Consider the following 18,810-nt stretch of genomic DNA (forward strand, 5'->3'; position numbering starts at 1 on the left):
TGTTGGAGAACTCTCCAATAGGCTTTGTTGTCGCTATTCCAAAATCCCGCTATTGAGAATTTTAACTTTTACTGCTGGCTTAATCTGAAGCTGTGGATATTGCTCGCGCCAGTTGATTCCCTTATACAGGTTGGGATGAAACGCTGCAGTCTCATGCCCAAGCTGCAAGTAATCACAATTCACCTTCTGCAAGGTTGCAATGACGGCGGCTGTTTTCACCGCAATATCTGCTGCGATTTTAGTCTCAAGCTTCGCAAGTTTCTTGTTCGTGCGCTTTTGAACCGTAAGCCCTTCTTCGACTAATTTAACTTCAAGCTTTAATGAGATGCCAATCTTGCGAAGTTTGCTTCCATCATGGATGATATCGTAGTTCCGCTTGGCGTTTTGTACAAGAACTGAATAGTTTTTGCCGTCGGCCTTTCCGATGATCAGCTGCATTTTCCCAGGAGCTCCATCCATCAGATTAGCCAGCATCGTGTCTTCATCATTCAGATTGACACCGGTATACTTCCCGTCCCTAAATAAAGCAGTGCCTGCTAGGCGGGCGCCGCCTTCAAATGGCTCAAACCGGTTGAGCGCAAAGTCATTAATGAACTCCGTTCCTCCGAGTAGGTAATGGAGCATTTTTTTGGATGGGATTCTTCCCCGATCCTGTTCATCATCGATTAAGCTGACTAGAAAATTCGATACGGTCTGGTCTTTAATTTTCTTCTTGGCCAGCAGTTCCGATAGATTGCCGTCATACACCGCTAAGTAAGCGTACAAGGGATTAGAAATAAATTGGCTCGTAATATTTAGATAGTTTAACGGCTGGTCTTTGGCGAATTTGGGGCTTATTAGATATAGCCTGGTCTCCAGCACGGAAAGAATGCCGGGCAATTCCTTGTTCGCATTTGCAGAGGCGTCATATAAGTTAGCGCCCGTAGATAAAGGCCAGATGGGTCACCGCCCCCTTGTTGGGCATTCCGAAGCGACGAGATGACATAGTTGACGTTGAGCAGATTGCTGTCTCCTTCATAATCGATCCCGACCACATCGACAAAAAGCAGCTTCTTCAGCTGAAGTTGGTCCCAGCATCCACTTAGCAAAAAGCTGATGGCAAGCATCACAAACACTTTTTTCATGTTCCGCTCCTCACCGCACCTCGAATGCCGGAAATCATGAGCAGAATAGCCGGCAGAACGACGACCATAATGATGGAGGTGTAGTCCTGAAGCAAGGCAAATTGCAAGATGTAGTTACGTTTCGTTAAGAAAAAACTCCCGATGAAACAAACGCATACAATCGCCCATACCCATACATGCTGTTTGCCCAATCCCTGATTGCGCAGATGCAGGAATGCTTTTGCCGCTAAGAAGAAATAAACAAAGATCGTTGTCGAAACGATGCACACATAATAGATGAGAAATAGGATGTCAATGCTCTGCAAGATTTCAACCCGATAGTTCTTTAAGATGAATACGATCGGTTCCGGAATCACTTTGAGCTGTTCCAAGCCGAACTTCATCGTACAAATTAGGCAGACGGCAACATAGAACAAGATTGTGAAAACGTTAGCTAGCGTCATCGCAAGAAGCAGCTTCTTTTTGCTTTGCGCCTTTACAAAGGGATAGGCATAAAGCAACAGATCGTAGCCGACATATGCGCTAAATGCAGGAAAAACGCCTTTCATAACCGGAAGCCAGCCGTTAGGCAAAATCGGCAGCAGATTTCTCGCATCCAGGCCGTAAATTCCGCTGAAAATAATCAGCAAGAAACTGATGTAAACAAAGAACATGAACGATTGTGCAATGTATGACAGCTTTTTCAGCGTTGATGTTGCGGCATAGCCACACACGATTAGCAGCATAAGGATGATCACCCAGGTTAGCGTAAGCACAAATATCCATCTTTTTAAAATATCCGTATATAGCAAAATCAACAGAAGGCCAGAGAGGGCGTAATAGCATCCATATATCAAAATGACGGATGCGCCGGCCGGCCTGCCAGCAAGAAGCGGAAGGTAGGCGTAAAAATTCCGTAGCGAATATCGGCTGCCGAGCCACCAAATCAGCATGATCCCTGCTTGTGCAGCCAGCCCGCTAAGCAGAACAGACAGCCAAGTATCGTGGCCAGCGATACCTGCTTCCGCATGAGGCAGGGAAAGCACTTCGGTTCCGAGCTGCGTCATAACCACGAGCGACATTAGCTGCCTGGCGGTGATGTTTTCTTCCTTCTTCAACGTTTCCAGCTCCTTGGATTCCATAATCTTGTACGATTGCTCGGCGCTGTTTCTCTTGGCCGCGTACGCAGGCTCCAAATCGGCGCGCGAAATAACGTATCTTTCGCATCGCTCAAGGAGAACGGCGGCGAAAAGTAAGGGATACCCATTGTGTTCATTTGGCACAGATGGATACAAATTAACATAAAGAAGAAGACGAGTCCAAGCAGGCCGAACAAAGAAGATAAAATGAGCGCCGGATAGCAAAGCAAGCGGACAGCGCTGCTCATCTCGTACGATGGCATAATAAAGGAAGCCAGGCCCGTAAGTGCGGCTACGATAACCATTGTGTTGGAAACCAGATTTGACTGAACAACCACTGTTCCGATGACAATGCCGCCTACTACGCCGATCGTTTGGCCGACGGGACTCGCCAGCCGAATCGTCGCTTCTCTCAAAATCTCCAGCAGGAGTATCATCGAAAGCGCCTCGACGAATGGGGGAAACGTAACATTTTTCAGCGAGCTTTGCAGTGTGTTGACAAAATTAATCGGCAGCAGTTGTGGGTTGAAGGCATTGACCGATACATAAAAAGCAGGGAGGCCAATCGTAATAAAAAAGCAGCAAATACGTAAAAACCGAAAGACCGTGCCTAACAGCCAACTTGAATGGTAATCATCCGGGCTCTGGAAAAACGACCAGAACGTGACCGGCAAAATAATGACGTCTGGAGATCCGGCAGTGCTGATGATCGTCTTTCCCTCCATCAAATAAGCGCGCGCACGGTCCGGCCGTTCGGTAATAAGCAGTTGAGGAAATAAGCTGTATTTCTTTTCCCGAATTAGCTCTTCGATAAAGCCAGGTGCTTCGACATAATCGATGTCAATGCTTCCAAGCCTGTTGTGCAGCTTATCGATAATCGTTGGATTTGCGATCGATTTTATGTACATGACAGCTACTTTGGTTTGGGAGAGCCGCCCAATGGTATATGTTTTTACAACGAAATCAGTCGTGTTGATCAGTTTGCGCATGAGGTTTATATTGGTATCTACATTTTCAATGAACGCTTCGTTCGCGCCACGTAAAACTCGCTCATTGATCGGTATATTGATTGAGCGTTCTTTCTTTAGATCTACACCGAGAAGGCAAAGTTTGCTCTCTCCACGGCGGAACAGGACAGCTTTTCCGTACATGATTGCTTGTCCAGCTTCATCGAATTGATCGGTTTCGGCAAAGTCGAGTATGGATACGACCTCCCGAACCTCGTCCTTCGGGCGGAGAACCAATGGCCGCAGAATACATTCTTGAACGAGGGTGGAGTCAATTAACGTATCGAAATAAAACAACCGGAATTCCGTTTCTCCGATGTTAAGCGATTTGGATATAAAGTCGCTTTGTTCGGAGAAAAGCTGGTTAAAATATTGCTCTGTCGCTTCAATAGATAGGCATGGCTTCATTCGTTTCCCCTCCTGCAGTCCGATTTCCTTACTTTAACCTCAGAAATACATAAATATGTAAAGGGATTGGGAATGCCTGAAGGAGCGCTTCATAAAAAAAACAGCGGTGTACCAGGACCCTAAATAGGTTCTAGTATATCGCTGTTCCCATACATATGATCACTTAACCATCATCAATTAGACACTCGGCATCGGAGTAGGCGTCGGCTTGGCATAGCCTGTTTTATACTCGGCGTCGATGGTTGTACGAATTTCTTTCAACGATTTGCCCTCTTGCTTCATGAGCGTAACCTTGAGTGCAATCTCCATACATACGCCACAACGCGTGCCATGATCGTCCCAGACGACGGAACCATCCTCTTTTATTTCAGCGATAAAGCAGTTCAGGTTGCTTTTATGCCCAGCGCTATCACCGCAGCCGCAGTAGCAAGGAATCCAGCCTAACGTATCTGTGATGGTAGATGCCGCTTTATAGGCGAGATAGATTTGGTTCGGTTGGGAGGACAAGAAGGAAGGCAGCTCGCTCAGGGATGCTGTTGTTTCTTGCAAATCACCATTTGCCGTATGCGAGAGGTGGTCGTGGGCCTCACTTGCCGTTGCCGAATTGGCGGGTGAATGCGAGCTGCTGCTTCCGCAGCCTGCGAGAATGGAGCTGCATAAAGCACCGGCAATGATGATCGTTTTGGCTGATTTGGCCATGGGGAACTTGTACATATTGTTAGATCACTTCCTTAGTGATTAAGATAGTGGTTTAAGTACGAAGCATGCCATTCAAAAGCGGAACGACGGATTCAATCCAAACACTATCAGGGTCAGCCCATAACGTGCTCCAGCCAAGCTTATGGGCTTGAGCAAGGTTTGCACGTGAATCATCCACGAATAGAATCGGGCCAGGTCCAGCTAGTTGAGCAGCAGCTTTTTCATAGATTGGCATATTCGGCTTAAAGCTGCCGCTTTCGCTGGATACGGTCCAGCTAGTTATCGATTGCCGAATGTCCGCCAGCTTTGGCGATAGCCATTCCTCACGATGGTTGCTCAAAATATGAATATCCGCCATGCGGCTCCATGCCTGTAGCTGCTCTACAGCAGGGAGGCGTATGAGATGTTTCAGGATCAACTGGCGGCCATCCTCGGGAGTTAATTCGGGAATATGTTTAGCTGCCCATTGCCAGAATTGCAGCTCTGTAATCGCGCCGGACCATAAGCCATCACGGACTTCTTGTTTATAACTGGCCCGAAGCGTCTCATAGGGTACAATGCTAGTTTCCGCTAGCTCTGTCCAGAAGCCTGGCGATAAATTCGTGAGCAATACGCCGCCGACATCTAGTATGAGCTGCGGTTTGGGAAGGGTAGTTTTAGTTTCAGTCATGCGAGGCCTCCAACTGCGTTTGAATGTTCTGTTTTGGCAATTATATCATGGGTGGATAGAACGCTGTAGCCTTACATAGCTTTATCTTGCGGTTACCCCAACACTGCCATTTATGCCTTGAATCTTAGTTCTCATTTTCCACATCCTCCTAATGGGCTAATTTTACACAAACTAGATAATTTCCGGAACAATATTCTAGTAAAGTGGTCCCCTATGATGTAATTTCATAATTGGGTTTGTTTTTGGTGGGACAGACCTTATATAATCAGAGATGGCAATGTTTTTATCTAGAACCGTTTAGGAGGGCCTGACCAATTATGACACAATCCAATGATCACAAGCTTCTCGTCTTCGCCGGCTCATATGCAGAATCATCCGCTAGCGGCGTATATGTTTACCAATTCGACGAACAGCAAGAGCAGCTCACGCTGCTTAACGAATATGGCGGTTTGCAAAATCCGACATTCCTGAACATCGATGCTGCGAACAAGCGGCTATATGCGATTACGGAAGGGAAGTCGGCAGAAGGGGCAAAAACTGGCGAGGCTGCGGCATTCGCTATTAACCCAGTGGACGGAACGCTTTCGCTGCTGAATCGCGGCTTGACGGTTAATGGGCCGACCTGCCACATCCAACGTGATGCAAGCAGCGATTATTTAATCGTAACAAGCTATCATGGCGGAAAAGTAGGGCTGACAGCGCTAACGCCAGACGGCCAAATCGGGGAACAGCTCGATACGCAGCAGCATGAAGGTCGCGGGCAGCATCCAGAACGCCAAGACCGTCCGCATCCGCACTCGTCGATGTTTAGCCCAGATGGACGGTTCTTGTATGTTCAAGATCTTGGACTCGATCGGATCAAAATATATGAGATCGACCGCACTGCAAACGAATTGTCGCTGCTAGATGAGACCCAGTTGCATCCAGGCGCTGGACCGCGCCATTTGGCGTTCCATCCATCGATCCCGTATGCTTATGTCATTAACGAAGTCGATTCGTCGGTAACAGTGCTTGCATATGAGCCGGCATCCGGCGATTTGGCGCCAATCCAGACGATCTCGACTTTGCCGCCAGAAGGGTTCGATGGCGAAAATACGACAGCTGAAATTACGGTGTCCCCTGACGGGCGATTTGTATACGGCTCAAACCGCGGCCATGACAGCATCGTAGTTTATTCGGTTGATCAGGCGACCGGCAAATTGAGCGTAGTTGAAATTGTTTCAGTCGAAGGCGGCCATCCGCGCCACTTTGCATTGACGCCGAGCGGTTCGCATCTCATTGCTGCGAATCGTGATTCGAACAACTTGGTTATTTTCCGCATTAATCGCGATAACGGCCGCATCACGTATACAGGCAATAGCGCAACGGTTTCTAAGCCAGTATTCGTTCAGCCGGTCGCTTTCTAATCGTATGAGAAAAAAGGTTGGGCAGTGCGCTGGCGCATGCTCAACCTTTTTTTTGAAAATTATCGCACTATTACTTCGCCCGCTTAAAGCCTTCCTCTGTCAAATACTCCACCGATTCCTCCAGCGTCTCGAATGCACAATCAAGCGCATCGAGCGCCCAAATATACCACAGGTCAGCATCGTCTTCATAACGAAGCAACAGTACGTTGCCGTTCTTGTCTTTCCAGACTTGATCCTCAGCCTTATGCTCCGATGGATGCGCATTGCTCGCTTGGTTGTCCTCATCATTAGCAGGCTCACCCGTGCCTGTTAGCGAAGCAATCGATTGCTCCAGCAGGGAACGAAGCGAATGCTCGTCCAGATCCCGAATGTTGACGAGCCCTTTGGCATCTTTCTCTACACCCGCAAGCATGCCCGCATAAACATAGCCATTCCCGTTCGGATGCAGGTGATAAACGACATTTTTACGTTCAAAGGCGCTTTCCTCGTATTGAAAATTAATCCGTCCAAGGGAGACGTCCTTGCGCTCTAGCTGGGGAAACGATTGTATGATCTCAAGCTTCTGTTCGAACGTTAGCATGTTTAATCCTCCGCCAATCGGTATTAGAATTGCGAGTCATTATAGCATAGGGAGCACGGTTTCGTCCAAAAAAAGGAGTTGCGAACGCCCAGATGTCGAAATATGCTAGAAGCATACGGTATACTGGTTACGAACCGAAGAATAGGATGGAACCCCATGTTATATTACATGTTTGCCCTTATGACGGGCGCTATAGTCGCTTTGCTGCATAATTGGCGCAGCGCTTCGAACCGTTGGGCTGCTTGTTTTTTATTCGTCGCTGCGATTGGCGGAGGAACGGAGCTATTGAAGCAAATAGCCGGGAAGTGGCTTGCTGACGGGGTAGATTTCGTGAACCAAACCGTCACGCCATTTGCGCTGCTCGTTTTTTGCCTTGTGTTTACGGGCCGATTGGATCGCATGCGTGCACGTGGCCGAACGGCAACAAAGCTTATTTTGTTCGTGCCTGTCATTGTCATGGCAGCAATTACGCCGTTCTCGCCTGAACTTCAGATGAACTACTGGCTGATGCTCATTTGGACAGCACCGTATTATGTGGCTGCATGCTGGCTGCTGCTTCGATCCTATAGGAGAGAGCGTGAAGCTGCGCGTAGGCGAACGATGTTCATTACTGTCATTGTGATGGTTCCAACGGTGCTGGCTGTTCTGCTATTTATCGTAATAGGGCGTGCGCTCTATCCGCATATTGATTATTTCCAGTATGTATCGGTATTTTTCGCATACTCGATCATCGTCGCACTGCCCGGCGTTTTCTTCTACGGCGTCGTTGGCGTAAAGCTTCGATTCGAGCGGGATTCGATGGAATCGACGATGCAGGCGATTGGGTCTGGCGCAGCGCTGCTGCAGCATACGGTGAAGAACGAGATCGGCAAGATCGCCATTGGAGCGGAAAATTTAAAATCGCTCATGCCGGAAGCAAACGATGAAGCTGTGCACCAACTGGCGATGATCGAGCGGGCATCGGGCCAAATTATTGCGATGGCGGAGCGCTTGCATGAACGTATGCGCGTCATCACGCTCGTGCAACAGCCTTGCCACTGGGACGCGCTGTTGGATTCACTCGCAGCGGAGCTGAGTATGCAATGTGAAGCACAAGGCATTCAATTGCAAGTCCAATATGCGATTCGACCAATCGTAATATGCGATCCCGTTCATTTGCGCGAAGCAGTAGGCAATTTATTAACGAATGCAGTGGAAGCGATGCCGGATGGCGGGCGATTGGCACTGAAAGTTGAGTTGAACCGCCGCTATGTGCAGTTATCGATTCAGGATACGGGGAATGGCATTCCGATGGAGCAGCAGCGGCATGTCTTTGAACCGTTCTATAGCACGAAGAAACGCGGCAGCAATTATGGTCTAGGGCTGTCCTATGTGTATATGTTCATGCAACGCAGCGGCGGATCGGTCCAGCTTTTGAGCCATATAGGTGAAGGGACGACGGTAACGCTCCGATACCCTCGCACCGCACTCGTTCGTACAACTTAGCAGAGAGGGGGGCAGCTATGGCAGCGGAGGAAGCAACGAATCCCATTAAAATATTAGTCGTTGAGGATGATCCCGACTGGGTCCGATCGATTACGGTACTGCTTCACCAGCAGTCCGATATGTTAGTCGTAGGCGCTGCGTTAAGCGGAGAAGAAGCGGTTCAGCTTGCAGCAACGTTATCGTATGACATTGCGCTAATCGATTTTCATTTATCCGCTGAAGGGCTTAACGGAGTCCAGACGGCGATGGAGCTTAGCGACGCAAGCTCAGCGAAGTGCATTATGCTGACGTCCGAACGCGATGAGCGAAGGATGACGGATGCTTTTACAGCAGGGGCGTATGAATATGTAGATAAAACGAGATTCCGCGATCTGGCGCAGGTGATCCGTAATGTGCATCATCATCCGGAAGCGATGGACGCGCTGCATAAGGAGCTCAATCGGCTAAAGCGCGAAGAGCAGCTCAAGAGCTTAACGGCTGCGGAACGGGAAATTTTCGAGCGAATCGAGCAGGGCCAGACGCATGCAGAAATGGAGCAACAACTGGTCAAGGCAGAGAGCACGATTAAAAACCAGATTAACAAGTTGCTCAAAAAGCTTGGCGTAAAAAGCGGGCGTGAAGCGGTGGAGAAGGTGCGCCGCAATGGGATTGAGAAGCCGCGGCAATGAGCGATAAGGTGAACGGGGTACTACGTTACGTAGTACCTTTCTTGATTCCTGTACTATAGAAGTTCCACCTGCCTAATCGCCTGTTATTGCGTTACACTACCACTAATGAGGAAGAGGGGCGAGCAGCATGGCAAACGTCGTTGGAAAGCTAGTGGGCAAACGGATTTTGTTAGTCGATGGGGAATGTGCACTTTGCCACGGCATGACGAGATTCGCGGTGCGCCGGGATAAGCAGGCTAAATTTCGGTTTGCAGCCCTTCAATCGGAGGTTGGGCAGCTTCTCGCTGCACAAGCAGGGCTAGATCCCCATTCAATGGATTCGATGGTGCTGCTGGAAAACGGGCATGCCTATACGCGTTCAACGGCAGCCTTGCGTACTCTGCGCGGGCTGGATGGCGGGTGGCCGTTGGTTTATGCATTTATGATCGTGCCATCGCCTATCCGTAATTTTGTCTATAAAAGAATCGCAAGCTGGCGTTATCGGCTATTTGGGCGCGCTGAAGCATGCATGCTGCCGGGCATTGCGGGCAAGAACCGATTTATTGATGATATCGAATCACTGCATGAGTTTCAGCAAGCAGCAAGAGATTAAAATGTGCTGATTTGTGTCAAGCCCAGCTTTCTATTATGATGGAGTCTCTAACGCTATCATATTGGGAAGAGGGGATGACGTTTGCTATTAGCACTAGTTCTTCTCATTATTCTTGTCGTATTCTATGCTGCATTGATCTTGCCCACGCAGTGGCTCAAAATCGAGCACGTGCACTATTCCTCCGAGCTAGGCATTCGTATGCTTCAGATCAGCGATATTCATGTGGAGAAAGCGCGCATTACATCTGCGAAGCTACGGCGGGTGATCGATCAGCTGAAGCCAGATTATATCGTCGTGACAGGGGATTTTACACAGAAAGCAAAGCATTTGCCGAAAGTGAAACGTTATGCAGAGGCGATCGGCGGAGCAGGAATTCCCGTTTTTGCCGTACTTGGCAACCATGATCACCGGTTAGATCGCGACAATTTGAAAAGGCTGGTCGATTTGCTCAACGCCTCCGGCATTCAAGTGCTGCAAAACCGGTCCGTTCTTATCGATAACAAGTTCCGTTTGGTCGGAATTGATGATTATGGCTCGAAGAAGAGTAAAATTAAAGCGGCTTTTCAGAAGGTCGAGCCCCACATGCCGGCGGTCGTGTTGACGCATGATCCGAATGTGGTGCTCGAACTGCCTTACGCTTATCATTATTTGGTTGCCGGCCACTTCCACGGGATGCAGTTTAATGTGCCGTTCTTATTCCGTTATATTAACAAGGGGAGGCTCGCGGCGGCTGGCATTTACAAGGGCCTTCATCGATCGAAGCAAGGCCCCTATTATATTTCCAAAGGGGTCGGCCAAGCTGGTCCAAACGCTCGTTTTCTCGTTAGAAGTGAAGTGACGCTGCACGAGCTATAAAAGTTGTGTTTACGATGGCTGTGCGGCTTCATAAGCAGCTGCGATCGCTGCGATTCGCCCGTTCACATCCTCGCCTGTGTAGTGACCGCCATGATGGCATACCACATGCGCGATAGGGAACGCAGCGAACTCGCCGAGCGAGCGCATCGCTTGCCCATAATCTGTCGCCAGAAGCGGGTCAGATGCGCATAATTGCCCATTTTCAACGATTAGCGCATCGCCTGCGATCAAGGTTCGGCTTGCTTCGTGATAGAGGCTTATATGTCCTGGCGTGTGGCCCGGCGTATCGATGACGATGATTCCACCGCATAGCGGGAGGCGGTCGCCGCCTTTGATCAAGCGGTCCACAGGTGCGCTTGGCGGGTTTTCGAGCATCGCCTTAAACGCTTGTCGCCATTGCTCCGGCACTTCCGGCGGAATCATGGCATCTACGTTTGCCAGAGCATCATCCGTTATTTTGATCAGCCGCCGATCGCCTTGAATATAGGGCTTTTCTAATCCATGCGCCAGCACATCGACGGACCGATTCAAATGAGCCAAGAAAGCAGGCAATCCTCCGATATGATCGATATCCTGATGGGTAATGATAATGGCCTGGAGCTGCTGCTCATCAATGCCAGCTTCAGCGAACCCTTTAACTAAATCTTCTAATCGCCCCGGATACCCCGCATCGACAAGTACAGCTTCATGACCATTCCCAATCAATACCGGATGCACCGTGCTGGGCTGCCCCATAGCCATTGCCGTAACACTTAACAAATAGATATCCTCTGCAATTTTCAAAATTTTCAGCCTCCTAATCCCACATTGGTTGATATAAGCGTTCCTATCTTACTTCCAACATGAGTTCAGGTCAACACGAAAATATTATATTATACCACATAAAAATATTTTTGTCAATATACAATATTGCGACATTTCGCCGTTAAAATCGGGCTTTTTCTGTCGTCCATAAAGATAGTAATCGAATGAAAACGCTATTAAAATAGAAGAAGCAAGCGATGGTGCATGATAGCAGCGCAGTTATTGATCCAAGAAAGAAAAATTGGTATTGGAGGAGCAAACAAATGCCAGTATTGAAACCACTTCCGCGCACAACGCCTGAGAGCGTAGGCCTCCCTAACGAATCGGTTCATGCTTTCTTAGATGAGCTAGAGCAGAAAGCGTTAGCTATTCATAGCTTTATGATTATCCGTGACGGCAAAGTAGCGGCAGAGGGATGGTGGGAGCCATTCGGAGCGGATATTCCGCATTTTATATTCTCTATTACGAAAAGCTTCACGTCGACAGCTGTTGGCCTTGCTGTACAAGAGGGCTTGTTAACCGTAGAAGACAAGGTAGCTTCGTACTTCCCAGAAGAGATGCCGGAACAGCCATCTGAACGATTGCTCGCGATGCGCGTCCGAGATTTGCTCGCAATGGCGAGCGGACATAGCGGTGATCCGACGGAAGCCGCAATTCAAGAAGGGCGGGACTGGATAAGGGCATTTCTGCATGCGCCGCTTGATTATGCGCCAGGCGAACATTTTACATATAGCAGCGGCGCTACGCATATGCTTGGCCTCATCGTTGAGAAGGCAAGCGGGGAGCGTCTGGAGCAATATTTGGCGCCACGCATTTTTGAACCGTTGGGCATTCAAGTTGATTATTGGATGACGCTGCCTGAAGGGAATGTTGCTGGCGGCTGGGGGCTTTGCCTAAGGCTTGAAGATGTTGCTAAACTCGGGCTGCTCTATCTTCAAAGAGGAATTTGGGAAGGCGAACGATTGCTTGATGAGAACTGGATAGAAGCTTCGGCTGCTTTGCAAGTTCCAAACGGTACGGAGGAAAACTCCGATTGGTCGACCGGCTATGGTTATCAGCTGTGGCGTTGCCGTTTTGGCGCATACCGGTTTGCAGGCTTATTCACGCAGAAATGTGTCATTATTCCGCAATGCAACACGATTGTCGCACTGAATTGTGCGGAGTGGCGGGAGCAGGATGTGCTGAACGCGATATGGAACCATTTGCTGCCGGTGCTGTCTAACCCGGATCATCCTTTACTTCAGCAGCAGGAGAACGTTAGCCGTGCCTTGCAAGCCCGGTTATCTGGACTGAAGCTCGGTGAACCGCACAACTTATCTCACCAATCGCCAGCAGGGATTGAATGGCATGGACGTACGTTCCAGCTTTCGGCGAATTCGGCAAGGTGGGAATCTATCGCGCTTCACGAACAGCAAGGAAAGCTCATAGTTACGGTTGAACAAGAGGGGAGTCGCCTCCAACATGAATATGGATTAGGCGAGTGGGCGCATCAAGGTGATGGAATGGCGCATTTGGCGGGGCTTGCCGGATGGACCGACGAGGGAGTCCTCTCTTTGCTGCAATATGAAGTGCAAACGCCATTTAATCGCCAAGTGATGATCAAGTTTACTGGGGCACAAATTGAGCTGCGTATGAAGCGGAACCTTGCGTGGCCGACGGGAAATTGGTTTGATGAGGACGTAACGGTCGAGGGGCAAGCAAGATAATTCGGCAGCGCGTTATCGCTATCCACGGTTATGGCCAGCAAGGTAATGCCACAATAACGAGTGAGAAGGAAGGGGTGAACGATGACTATGATTACACAATTGTCTCCAAAGCTCGACCGCGCGTATATGCTCGATTGGTTGAATAAATTGCTGTTAACGCCGAGCCCGAGCGGATTTTGTATGGCGATCATGCAGTTGATTGAACAGGAGGCTGTGCGGTTAGGTTATCCTTTTGAACGTACGCCCAAAGGGAATGGCATCATTACGATACCGGGCAAAACGAGCAGCAATGCGATTGCGCTTACGGCTCATGTCGACACATTAGGCGCAATGGTCCGATCGATCAAAGGGGACGGTTCCATTCGGTTTTCGCCAATTGGCGGTTATGCGATGCAAACGGTTGAAGGCGAGTATTGCGTCATTCATACGCGGGATGGCCGCCAGTACGAAGGAACCGTTTTGTCGACTAAGCCTTCGGTTCACGTCCATGCAGATGCTCGTGAGTGGAAGCGTGAAGAAGCGAATATGGCCATTCGGATTGACGAAATCGTCGAATCGAAAGCGGACACGGAGAGGCTCGGAATCGCATCTGGCGATTTTATTTCGTGGGACCCGCGCGTTCGGATGCTTCCCAATGGCTGGGTTAAATCACGGCATTTGGACGACAAGGCAAGTGTGGCTGCCTTGCTCGGCATGCTCGAATGGCTGAAGAGGGAACAGCGAACACCTGAGCGAACGGTGCATATGATCCTATCGACTTATGAGGAAGTTGGCCATGGCAACGCTTATGTGCCGCCTAATATTACGGAGTTGATTGCGGTAGATATGGGGGCTATCGGCGATGACCTGTCAACGACGGAGCATGACGTATCGATCTGCGCCAAAGATTCCTCTGGGCCATATGATTATGGGATGACGACGAAGCTGATCGAATTGGCGAAGCGGGAAGCAATCCCGTACGCCGTCGACATTTATCCGTTCTACGGCTCGGATGCATCGGCAGCGCTGCGTGGCGGCAGCAACATTCGAGCAGCGCTTATCGGTCCGGGCGTACATGCCTCGCATGGCATGGAGAGGACGCATGCGGATGCAATTGTCAATACAGCGGCGCTGTTGCTCGCGTATATTTTGGAGGTGGGCGAATGAATGAACGATTGAAGCAGCTGATGGAAGAAACGGAGCGGCAGGGCTGGGAAGCTGCACTCGTAACGAATCCGAAGCATGTCTATTACTTGAGCGGCTTTCGCTGCGAGCCGCACGAACGGCTGCTTGCGTTGATTGTAACGGCTGACGGACGGACAGCGTTGCTAGTGCCAGAGCTTGACCGTGCTGGTGCAGAAGCCGCGCTCGCTGTAGATACCGTTCATTCGCATCGCGATACGGACAATGCTTATGCGGTTTTAGCGGAAGTGCTGGGCACGAATGCTACAGGGTTAATTGGCATCGAGAAGGAAAGCATGACAGTTACGCGATATGAACATCTGCTCGCTGCGCTCCCTTCGGCAAGCTTGACGGGGATGGATGCCTTCTTGACAGCGATACGCGCGGTCAAAAGCGAGGATGAGATTGCCCGTATCCGCCATGCCGTGAAGTTGATTGAGCAAGTGCTGAGCGATACGCTTCCGCTTGTTAAGCCCGGCGTGACCGAGCTGGAGCTGGCAGCCGATATTGATTTTCGGATGAGAAAGCTGGGAGCGGAGGGGCCCTCATTCGACACGACTGTATTAGCGGGCGAGAAATCGGCATTGCCGCATGGCACACCAGGGCTGCGCAAAGTGCAAGCCGGTGAACTGCTGCTATTCGACATGGGCGTGTACGCCGAAGGATATGTTTCGGATATTACACGAACATTTGCGGTAGGGGACATTTCCGACGAGCTTCATCGCATTTATAACACGGTACTTGAAGCGAACCGGCTTGGCATTGAAGCGCTTATTCCGGGTAAAGCGATGTCATCAGCGGATTGGGCAGCAAGGCAGCATATCGAGGGCCAAGGCTACGGCGAGCTGTTCACGCATCGGCTGGGGCATGGAATTGGATTAGATATTCATGAATACCCATCGTTGCATGGGGCAAATGAGGACTCGCTGCGCACGGGCATGGTCGTGACGGTGGAGCCGGGCATTTATTTGCCGGGTGTTGGCGGTGTCCGAATCGAGGATGATGTGTTAGTTACAGCGAAGGGACCGGAGTCGTTGACCACATTCCCGAAGTCGCTTACTGTCATCGGATAGACGAATTATAGATATATGATATAGAGATAAAGGGATGACCAGCAGCCACGACGGCTGTTGGTCATCCCTGTTTTTGTGCTGCGGCGGGTTGGCATCGTTTTTGATTTAGAGCGAATAACCTTATTTGCCAGCTTTACTTATGCTCTGCCAGCCAGCTGCTAAGAGCCGTGATCTCGGTATCAGACAGCTTGTCCTTGAACGCTGGCATGCCACCGCGCCCGTTTGCAATTGTCGTTTTGATTTCGTCCGATGACAGCTTGCCGCCAACTTTCTGCAGGTTTGGCCCTACGCCCCCAGCAAGGTCTGTTGCATGGCAGCCGATGCAGTTCGCTTGATAAACCTTTTCGGCATCTGCCGCAGTTGTTTCTCCGCCGCCGTTTTGCGTTGTATCTGGCGTACTGGGCGTCTCATCTTTATCGCTTTTCCCACATGCCGCCACTACAGCAAACATCAGCACAATAAGCGCTGTGATCGCCAGCTTTTTCGTCGTCATACTAGACCCTCCTAGAGATCAGCCTATGGAATGGCTTGAATGGATGCTTTTCTTTCGTAGGTTGTCCTGAAAAACATTCCTTATTCGGATGAATCCTTCATATTACGCATAAGGGAAAAGCGGCTGGATATCCTATACTCAACTGGCAAAACGCCGGTATTCCAGCAAGAGCAGGTGAGGGAGGCAATGATCAGTCACGACCACCGGCAAGAGGATTTAATTAAGCATCTGGCAGAACTTCGGCGCAGATTAATTTTGGTATTTAGCGTATTCGTGGTGACGCTTAGCGCCGGCTTATATTTGTCTCCGGGCATTTTGCGCTACTTGAAAGGCCAGCCAGCGGCAACAGGCGTGGAATGGAACGTTTTCTCGTACACGGATGGCTTATTCGTCTACTTGCGCTGTGCCTTTCTATTCGCAGTGCTCCTTACATTGCCGCTTGTTCTCTACCAAGCATGGGCATTCGCGAGGCCTGGCCTTACGGATACCGAAGCAAAAGGAACGCTCGCGTACATTCCTGCGTCATTCGCGCTGTTTCTGGGCGGCGTCTCGTTTAGTTACTTTGTCGTGTTTCCGATGATGCTTCGGTTCATGCAGCATATGAATCAAAGTGTAGGTGCGGTAGAGACGTATGGGATCGACAAATATTTTGCGTTTATGTTTAATGTGATTTTCCCGCTCGGCGTTGCTTTTGAGATGCCGTTAGTAATCTTGTTTTTAACACGACTTGGCTTGCTGACGCCAGAGAAACTGCGGGAATCGCGTAAATATGCGTATGTGGCACTTGCCGTTATTGGCTCCTGCATTTCGCCGCCAGACTTTGTGTCCCATCTGTCGGTGACGATTCCGCTCATCCTGCTTTATGAATCAGGCGTATTCGTATCGTCACGGGCATACGGCAAACGCAAACGCCAGCAAGCATTGATTCCAAACCCACAATAGCTGTTCCAACAGAAAGGAGATGTGCTCACATGTTCAACAATATTGGCGTATCTGGGCTCATTATTATATTTGCGATTGCGTTAATCGTGTTCGGTCCAGCCAAGCTGCCGCAGCTTGGGCGGGCGTTCGGCGATACGTTGCGCGAATTCCGCAATTCAACCAAAGGGATTGCAGATGACGACGTGATTGAGGTTAAAAAGGAAGAATCCAAGCTCCTGCCATAGCAAGCAAAAAGAGATTCTCCGCTCAACCTGCTCGGTTGGGAGGGGAATCTCTTTTTTTTGGGCGTTAGACAAGCAATCCGCCTTTGCTTCGGTACGTCATGATGCCTTCTGCTGTTCGATAAGCAAGTGCACCGACCGTTCCAGTTGGGTTGTATCCGGAATTATGCGGGAATGCGCTTGCGCCGACGACGAACACGTTGTCCATGTCCCACATCTGGCAATAGGAGTTAACAGCTGATGTGTCAGGCGATGCTCCGAGAATAACGCCACCGGTGTTATGCGTCGATTGATAAGTCGTAATCTCGTAAGGGCCAAGCTCTTTCAGCTGGCTAATCGATTTTGCGCCCATTTGCTTCACGATTTCTGCACTTTTGTTAGCTAAGAACACAGCAAGCTCGCGATCCTGCTCTTCGAAATCGAAGGTGATGCGGATGAGTGGGTCGCCGAAGGCATCCTTGAAGGTCGGGTCCAAATCGAGAAAATGATGCTTAAACGACATGGATGAGCCTTGTCCGCCGACAGCTAGCACGCGATTGGCGTAATTTAATGAGTTTTTCTTGAAATCCGCACCCCAAGATGGGGTTTCGGGCGGTACAGGATTGTTAGCAATTGGCCGTTGCCCGGTCTGTGATAGCGAGATCGTTCCGCCATGAATAAATTTGAGATCCGAGTGGTCAAAGTTATCGCCGTTATAATCATCAAGATTGACGCCAAGCGACCCCGCACCCGCGAAGTTGTTGAATTGCTCCTCATCGAAGAAGCCTGCGGCATTCCCTTTGATCACTTGATAAGCATAGTTTTTGCCGATAACGCCAGTTCCCGTAGCGGGGTTATACGGTTTTCCAATGCCCGACTGAAGGAGCAGCCGAACGTTATTAAACACATAGCTAGTTACGACTACAATGTCGGCGGGCTGTTCAATTTCTTCACCAGTCGTAACATCCGTGTAGAGGACGCCTGTTGCTTTGCCGCCTTTATGTAAAATGCGCCGAACATTCGAGTGCGTCCGAATTTCGAACTTGCCTGTTTTGTTGGCGACGGGAATGACCGTGACGACAGGATCTGCTTTGGCGCCATATTCGCAGCCGAACCGTTCGCAATATCCACAATATTGGCAAGCAGCACGGCTTACGCCATCAGGATTCGTATACGTCTGCGAAAGATTGGCAGATGGCATCATGTAAGGATGGAGACTGAGCTTGTTTGCCGCTTCGATAAATTTGTTAATTGCAGGAGTCTTGAGCATTGGCGGCGTTGGATAATCAGCGGAACGTTTGCCTCCCAGCGGATTAGGCTCACCTGAAATACCGGCTGTTTTCTCAAATTTGTCATAATACGGCTCAAGCTGGTCATACGTGATGCCCCAGTCTTGAATTGACATTTCGGCAGGAATCTTGTTTTTGCCATACCGTTCAATCGTTTTGCTGCGAATTTCAAAATCATAAGGGAGAAAACGGAACGTCTGGCCGTTCCAATGGACGCCAGAGCCGCCGAGGCCTTCGCCGAGGAGGAAGGAACCATATTGCCGCATCGGCAACGCACGTATTTTCTCGGTGCTGCGGAATGTGATCGTTTCTTTGGACAAGTCTTGCATGAGATCGTAGCGGGAACCATAGCGCAGTTCGTCGTGAACCATATAATAATCTTCCGTTTTCCGCTCGCGGCCCCTCTCAAGACCGACAACATTTAAGCCGCCTTTCGTTAGCTCAGCTGCAATGATACCGCCTGCCCAGCCAACGCCGACGATGACAACATCGGTTTTTGGCAATGTTTTGGCCATCGTGCTCGCTTACCT

20 protein-coding genes are annotated in these 18,810 nt (G+C 49.8%); 10 read left to right on the top strand and 10 right to left on the bottom strand.

The annotated features are described in order from the left end of the window. Positions 1-33: 33 nt before the first annotated feature. The 6 genes from GON22_RS07575 to GON22_RS07595 form a co-directional block, all read right to left on the bottom strand. Positions 34-879 (bottom strand): Ger(x)C family spore germination C-terminal domain-containing protein, encoded by an 846-nt coding sequence (locus GON22_RS07575; RefSeq protein ID WP_442954361.1) that lies wholly within the window; start codon positions 877-879, stop codon positions 34-36. Then, the gene (locus GON22_RS25975) at positions 837-1,124 is read right to left on the bottom strand and encodes a hypothetical protein (RefSeq protein ID WP_237179064.1); all 288 of its coding nucleotides are present in this window, start codon (positions 1,122-1,124) and stop codon (positions 837-839) included. Before GON22_RS25975 ends, GON22_RS07575 begins: the two co-directional genes overlap by 43 nt. Beyond that, a complete protein-coding gene (locus GON22_RS07580) occupies positions 1,121-2,221 on the bottom strand; it encodes a GerAB/ArcD/ProY family transporter (RefSeq protein ID WP_160395511.1) in 1,101 nt (366 codons plus the stop codon). The genes GON22_RS25975 and GON22_RS07580 overlap by 4 nt, the downstream gene beginning before the upstream one ends. Further along, the gene (locus GON22_RS07585; protein WP_160395512.1) at positions 2,218-3,657 is read right to left on the bottom strand and encodes a spore germination protein; all 1,440 of its coding nucleotides are present in this window, start codon (positions 3,655-3,657) and stop codon (positions 2,218-2,220) included. The genes GON22_RS07580 and GON22_RS07585 overlap by 4 nt, the downstream gene beginning before the upstream one ends. A gap of 177 nt (positions 3,658-3,834) precedes the next feature. After that, entirely contained in the window at positions 3,835-4,371 is a 537-nt protein-coding gene (locus GON22_RS07590; protein ID WP_237179065.1) for a PCYCGC domain-containing protein, read from the bottom strand. Positions 4,372-4,408: 37 nt separating this feature from the next. Further along, positions 4,409-5,026, bottom strand: a complete 618-nt coding sequence (locus GON22_RS07595; protein ID WP_160395513.1) for an HAD family hydrolase — start codon at positions 5,024-5,026, stop codon at positions 4,409-4,411. A gap of 317 nt (positions 5,027-5,343) precedes the next feature. Between GON22_RS07595 and GON22_RS07600 the strand changes: the two genes are divergently transcribed. Next, positions 5,344-6,432 carry a lactonase family protein gene (locus GON22_RS07600; protein ID WP_160395514.1) on the top strand — a complete coding sequence of 363 codons (1,089 nt, stop codon included), beginning with the start codon at positions 5,344-5,346 and terminating at the stop codon, positions 6,430-6,432. A 70-nt stretch (positions 6,433-6,502) separates the two neighbouring features. Here the strand turns inward: GON22_RS07600 and GON22_RS07605 are convergent, their stop codons facing one another. Beyond that, complete coding sequence (locus GON22_RS07605; RefSeq protein ID WP_160395515.1) at positions 6,503-7,012, bottom strand: hypothetical protein; 510 nt, start codon at positions 7,010-7,012, stop codon at positions 6,503-6,505. 156 nt (positions 7,013-7,168) lie between these two features. Here GON22_RS07605 and GON22_RS07610 point away from each other — a divergent pair, with 156 nt between their 5' ends. The 4 genes from GON22_RS07610 to GON22_RS07625 all read left to right on the top strand — a co-directional run bounded on the left by GON22_RS07610 (position 7,169) and on the right by GON22_RS07625 (position 10,612). Next, positions 7,169-8,497: a sensor histidine kinase gene (locus GON22_RS07610; RefSeq protein WP_160395516.1), complete on the top strand. Its 1,329-nt coding sequence runs from the start codon at positions 7,169-7,171 to the stop codon at positions 8,495-8,497. A gap of 17 nt (positions 8,498-8,514) precedes the next feature. Continuing rightward, complete coding sequence (locus GON22_RS07615) at positions 8,515-9,165, top strand: response regulator (protein ID WP_160395517.1); 651 nt, start codon at positions 8,515-8,517, stop codon at positions 9,163-9,165. A gap of 127 nt (positions 9,166-9,292) precedes the next feature. Continuing rightward, the gene (locus GON22_RS07620; RefSeq protein ID WP_160395518.1) at positions 9,293-9,757 is read left to right on the top strand and encodes a thiol-disulfide oxidoreductase DCC family protein; all 465 of its coding nucleotides are present in this window, start codon (positions 9,293-9,295) and stop codon (positions 9,755-9,757) included. Positions 9,758-9,838: 81 nt separating this feature from the next. Beyond that, the gene (locus GON22_RS07625) at positions 9,839-10,612 is read left to right on the top strand and encodes a metallophosphoesterase (protein WP_160395519.1); all 774 of its coding nucleotides are present in this window, start codon (positions 9,839-9,841) and stop codon (positions 10,610-10,612) included. Positions 10,613-10,621: 9 nt separating this feature from the next. Here the strand turns inward: GON22_RS07625 and GON22_RS07630 are convergent, their stop codons facing one another. Next, positions 10,622-11,395: an MBL fold metallo-hydrolase gene (locus tag GON22_RS07630; RefSeq protein WP_160395520.1), complete on the bottom strand. Its 774-nt coding sequence runs from the start codon at positions 11,393-11,395 to the stop codon at positions 10,622-10,624. Between the two features lie 284 nt (positions 11,396-11,679). Here GON22_RS07630 and GON22_RS07635 point away from each other — a divergent pair, with 284 nt between their 5' ends. The 3 genes from GON22_RS07635 to GON22_RS07645 all read left to right on the top strand — a co-directional run bounded on the left by GON22_RS07635 (position 11,680) and on the right by GON22_RS07645 (position 15,356). Then, entirely contained in the window at positions 11,680-13,122 is a 1,443-nt protein-coding gene (locus GON22_RS07635) for a serine hydrolase domain-containing protein (RefSeq protein ID WP_160395521.1), read from the top strand. Positions 13,123-13,209: 87 nt separating this feature from the next. Beyond that, complete coding sequence (locus GON22_RS07640) at positions 13,210-14,268, top strand: M42 family metallopeptidase (protein ID WP_202113149.1); 1,059 nt, start codon at positions 13,210-13,212, stop codon at positions 14,266-14,268. After that, positions 14,265-15,356 (top strand): M24 family metallopeptidase, encoded by a 1,092-nt coding sequence (locus GON22_RS07645; RefSeq protein ID WP_160395522.1) that lies wholly within the window; start codon positions 14,265-14,267, stop codon positions 15,354-15,356. The genes GON22_RS07640 and GON22_RS07645 overlap by 4 nt, the downstream gene beginning before the upstream one ends. 133 nt (positions 15,357-15,489) lie before the next feature. Here GON22_RS07645 and GON22_RS07650 read toward each other — a convergent pair whose 3' ends face one another. Then, a complete protein-coding gene (locus GON22_RS07650) occupies positions 15,490-15,849 on the bottom strand; it encodes a c-type cytochrome (protein ID WP_160395523.1) in 360 nt (119 codons plus the stop codon). Positions 15,850-16,035: 186 nt separating this feature from the next. Between GON22_RS07650 and tatC the strand changes: the two genes are divergently transcribed. After that, positions 16,036-16,791 (top strand): twin-arginine translocase subunit TatC, encoded by a 756-nt coding sequence (gene tatC, locus GON22_RS07655; protein WP_160395524.1) that lies wholly within the window; start codon positions 16,036-16,038, stop codon positions 16,789-16,791. Positions 16,792-16,820: 29 nt separating this feature from the next. Further along, on the top strand, positions 16,821-17,015 hold the full coding sequence (locus GON22_RS07660) for a twin-arginine translocase TatA/TatE family subunit (protein WP_160395525.1): 195 nt from the start codon (positions 16,821-16,823) through the stop codon (positions 17,013-17,015). A gap of 64 nt (positions 17,016-17,079) precedes the next feature. Here the strand turns inward: GON22_RS07660 and GON22_RS07665 are convergent, their stop codons facing one another. Next, positions 17,080-18,795, bottom strand: coding sequence for a GMC family oxidoreductase (locus tag GON22_RS07665; protein WP_160395526.1), 1,716 nt, complete (start codon positions 18,793-18,795; stop codon positions 17,080-17,082). Positions 18,796-18,810 lie beyond the last annotated feature (15 nt).

The organism is Paenibacillus sp. MMS18-CY102 (genome assembly GCF_009789195.1).
Lineage (GTDB): Bacteria > Bacillota > Bacilli > Paenibacillales > Paenibacillaceae > Paenibacillus_T.

Coding starts and splice junctions, on each gene's coding strand:
- GON22_RS25975 (WP_237179064.1), bottom strand. CDS start 1,124: ATGAAAAAAGTGTTTGTGATGCTTGCCATCAGCTTTTTGCTAAGTGGA.
- GON22_RS07585 (WP_160395512.1), bottom strand. CDS start 3,657: ATGAAGCCATGCCTATCTATTGAAGCGACAGAGCAATATTTTAACCAG.
- GON22_RS07590 (WP_237179065.1), bottom strand. CDS start 4,371: ATGTACAAGTTCCCCATGGCCAAATCAGCCAAAACGATCATCATTGCC.
- GON22_RS07595 (WP_160395513.1), bottom strand. CDS start 5,026: ATGACTGAAACTAAAACTACCCTTCCCAAACCGCAGCTCATACTAGAT.
- GON22_RS07600 (WP_160395514.1), top strand. CDS start 5,344: ATGACACAATCCAATGATCACAAGCTTCTCGTCTTCGCCGGCTCATAT.
- GON22_RS07605 (WP_160395515.1), bottom strand. CDS start 7,012: ATGCTAACGTTCGAACAGAAGCTTGAGATCATACAATCGTTTCCCCAG.
- GON22_RS07610 (WP_160395516.1), top strand. CDS start 7,169: ATGTTATATTACATGTTTGCCCTTATGACGGGCGCTATAGTCGCTTTG.
- GON22_RS07615 (WP_160395517.1), top strand. CDS start 8,515: ATGGCAGCGGAGGAAGCAACGAATCCCATTAAAATATTAGTCGTTGAG.
- GON22_RS07620 (WP_160395518.1), top strand. CDS start 9,293: ATGGCAAACGTCGTTGGAAAGCTAGTGGGCAAACGGATTTTGTTAGTC.
- GON22_RS07635 (WP_160395521.1), top strand. CDS start 11,680: ATGCCAGTATTGAAACCACTTCCGCGCACAACGCCTGAGAGCGTAGGC.
- GON22_RS07640 (WP_202113149.1), top strand. CDS start 13,210: ATGATTACACAATTGTCTCCAAAGCTCGACCGCGCGTATATGCTCGAT.
- GON22_RS07645 (WP_160395522.1), top strand. CDS start 14,265: ATGAATGAACGATTGAAGCAGCTGATGGAAGAAACGGAGCGGCAGGGC.
- GON22_RS07650 (WP_160395523.1), bottom strand. CDS start 15,849: ATGACGACGAAAAAGCTGGCGATCACAGCGCTTATTGTGCTGATGTTT.
- tatC (WP_160395524.1), top strand. CDS start 16,036: ATGATCAGTCACGACCACCGGCAAGAGGATTTAATTAAGCATCTGGCA.
- GON22_RS07660 (WP_160395525.1), top strand. CDS start 16,821: ATGTTCAACAATATTGGCGTATCTGGGCTCATTATTATATTTGCGATT.
- GON22_RS07665 (WP_160395526.1), bottom strand. CDS start 18,795: ATGGCCAAAACATTGCCAAAAACCGATGTTGTCATCGTCGGCGTTGGC.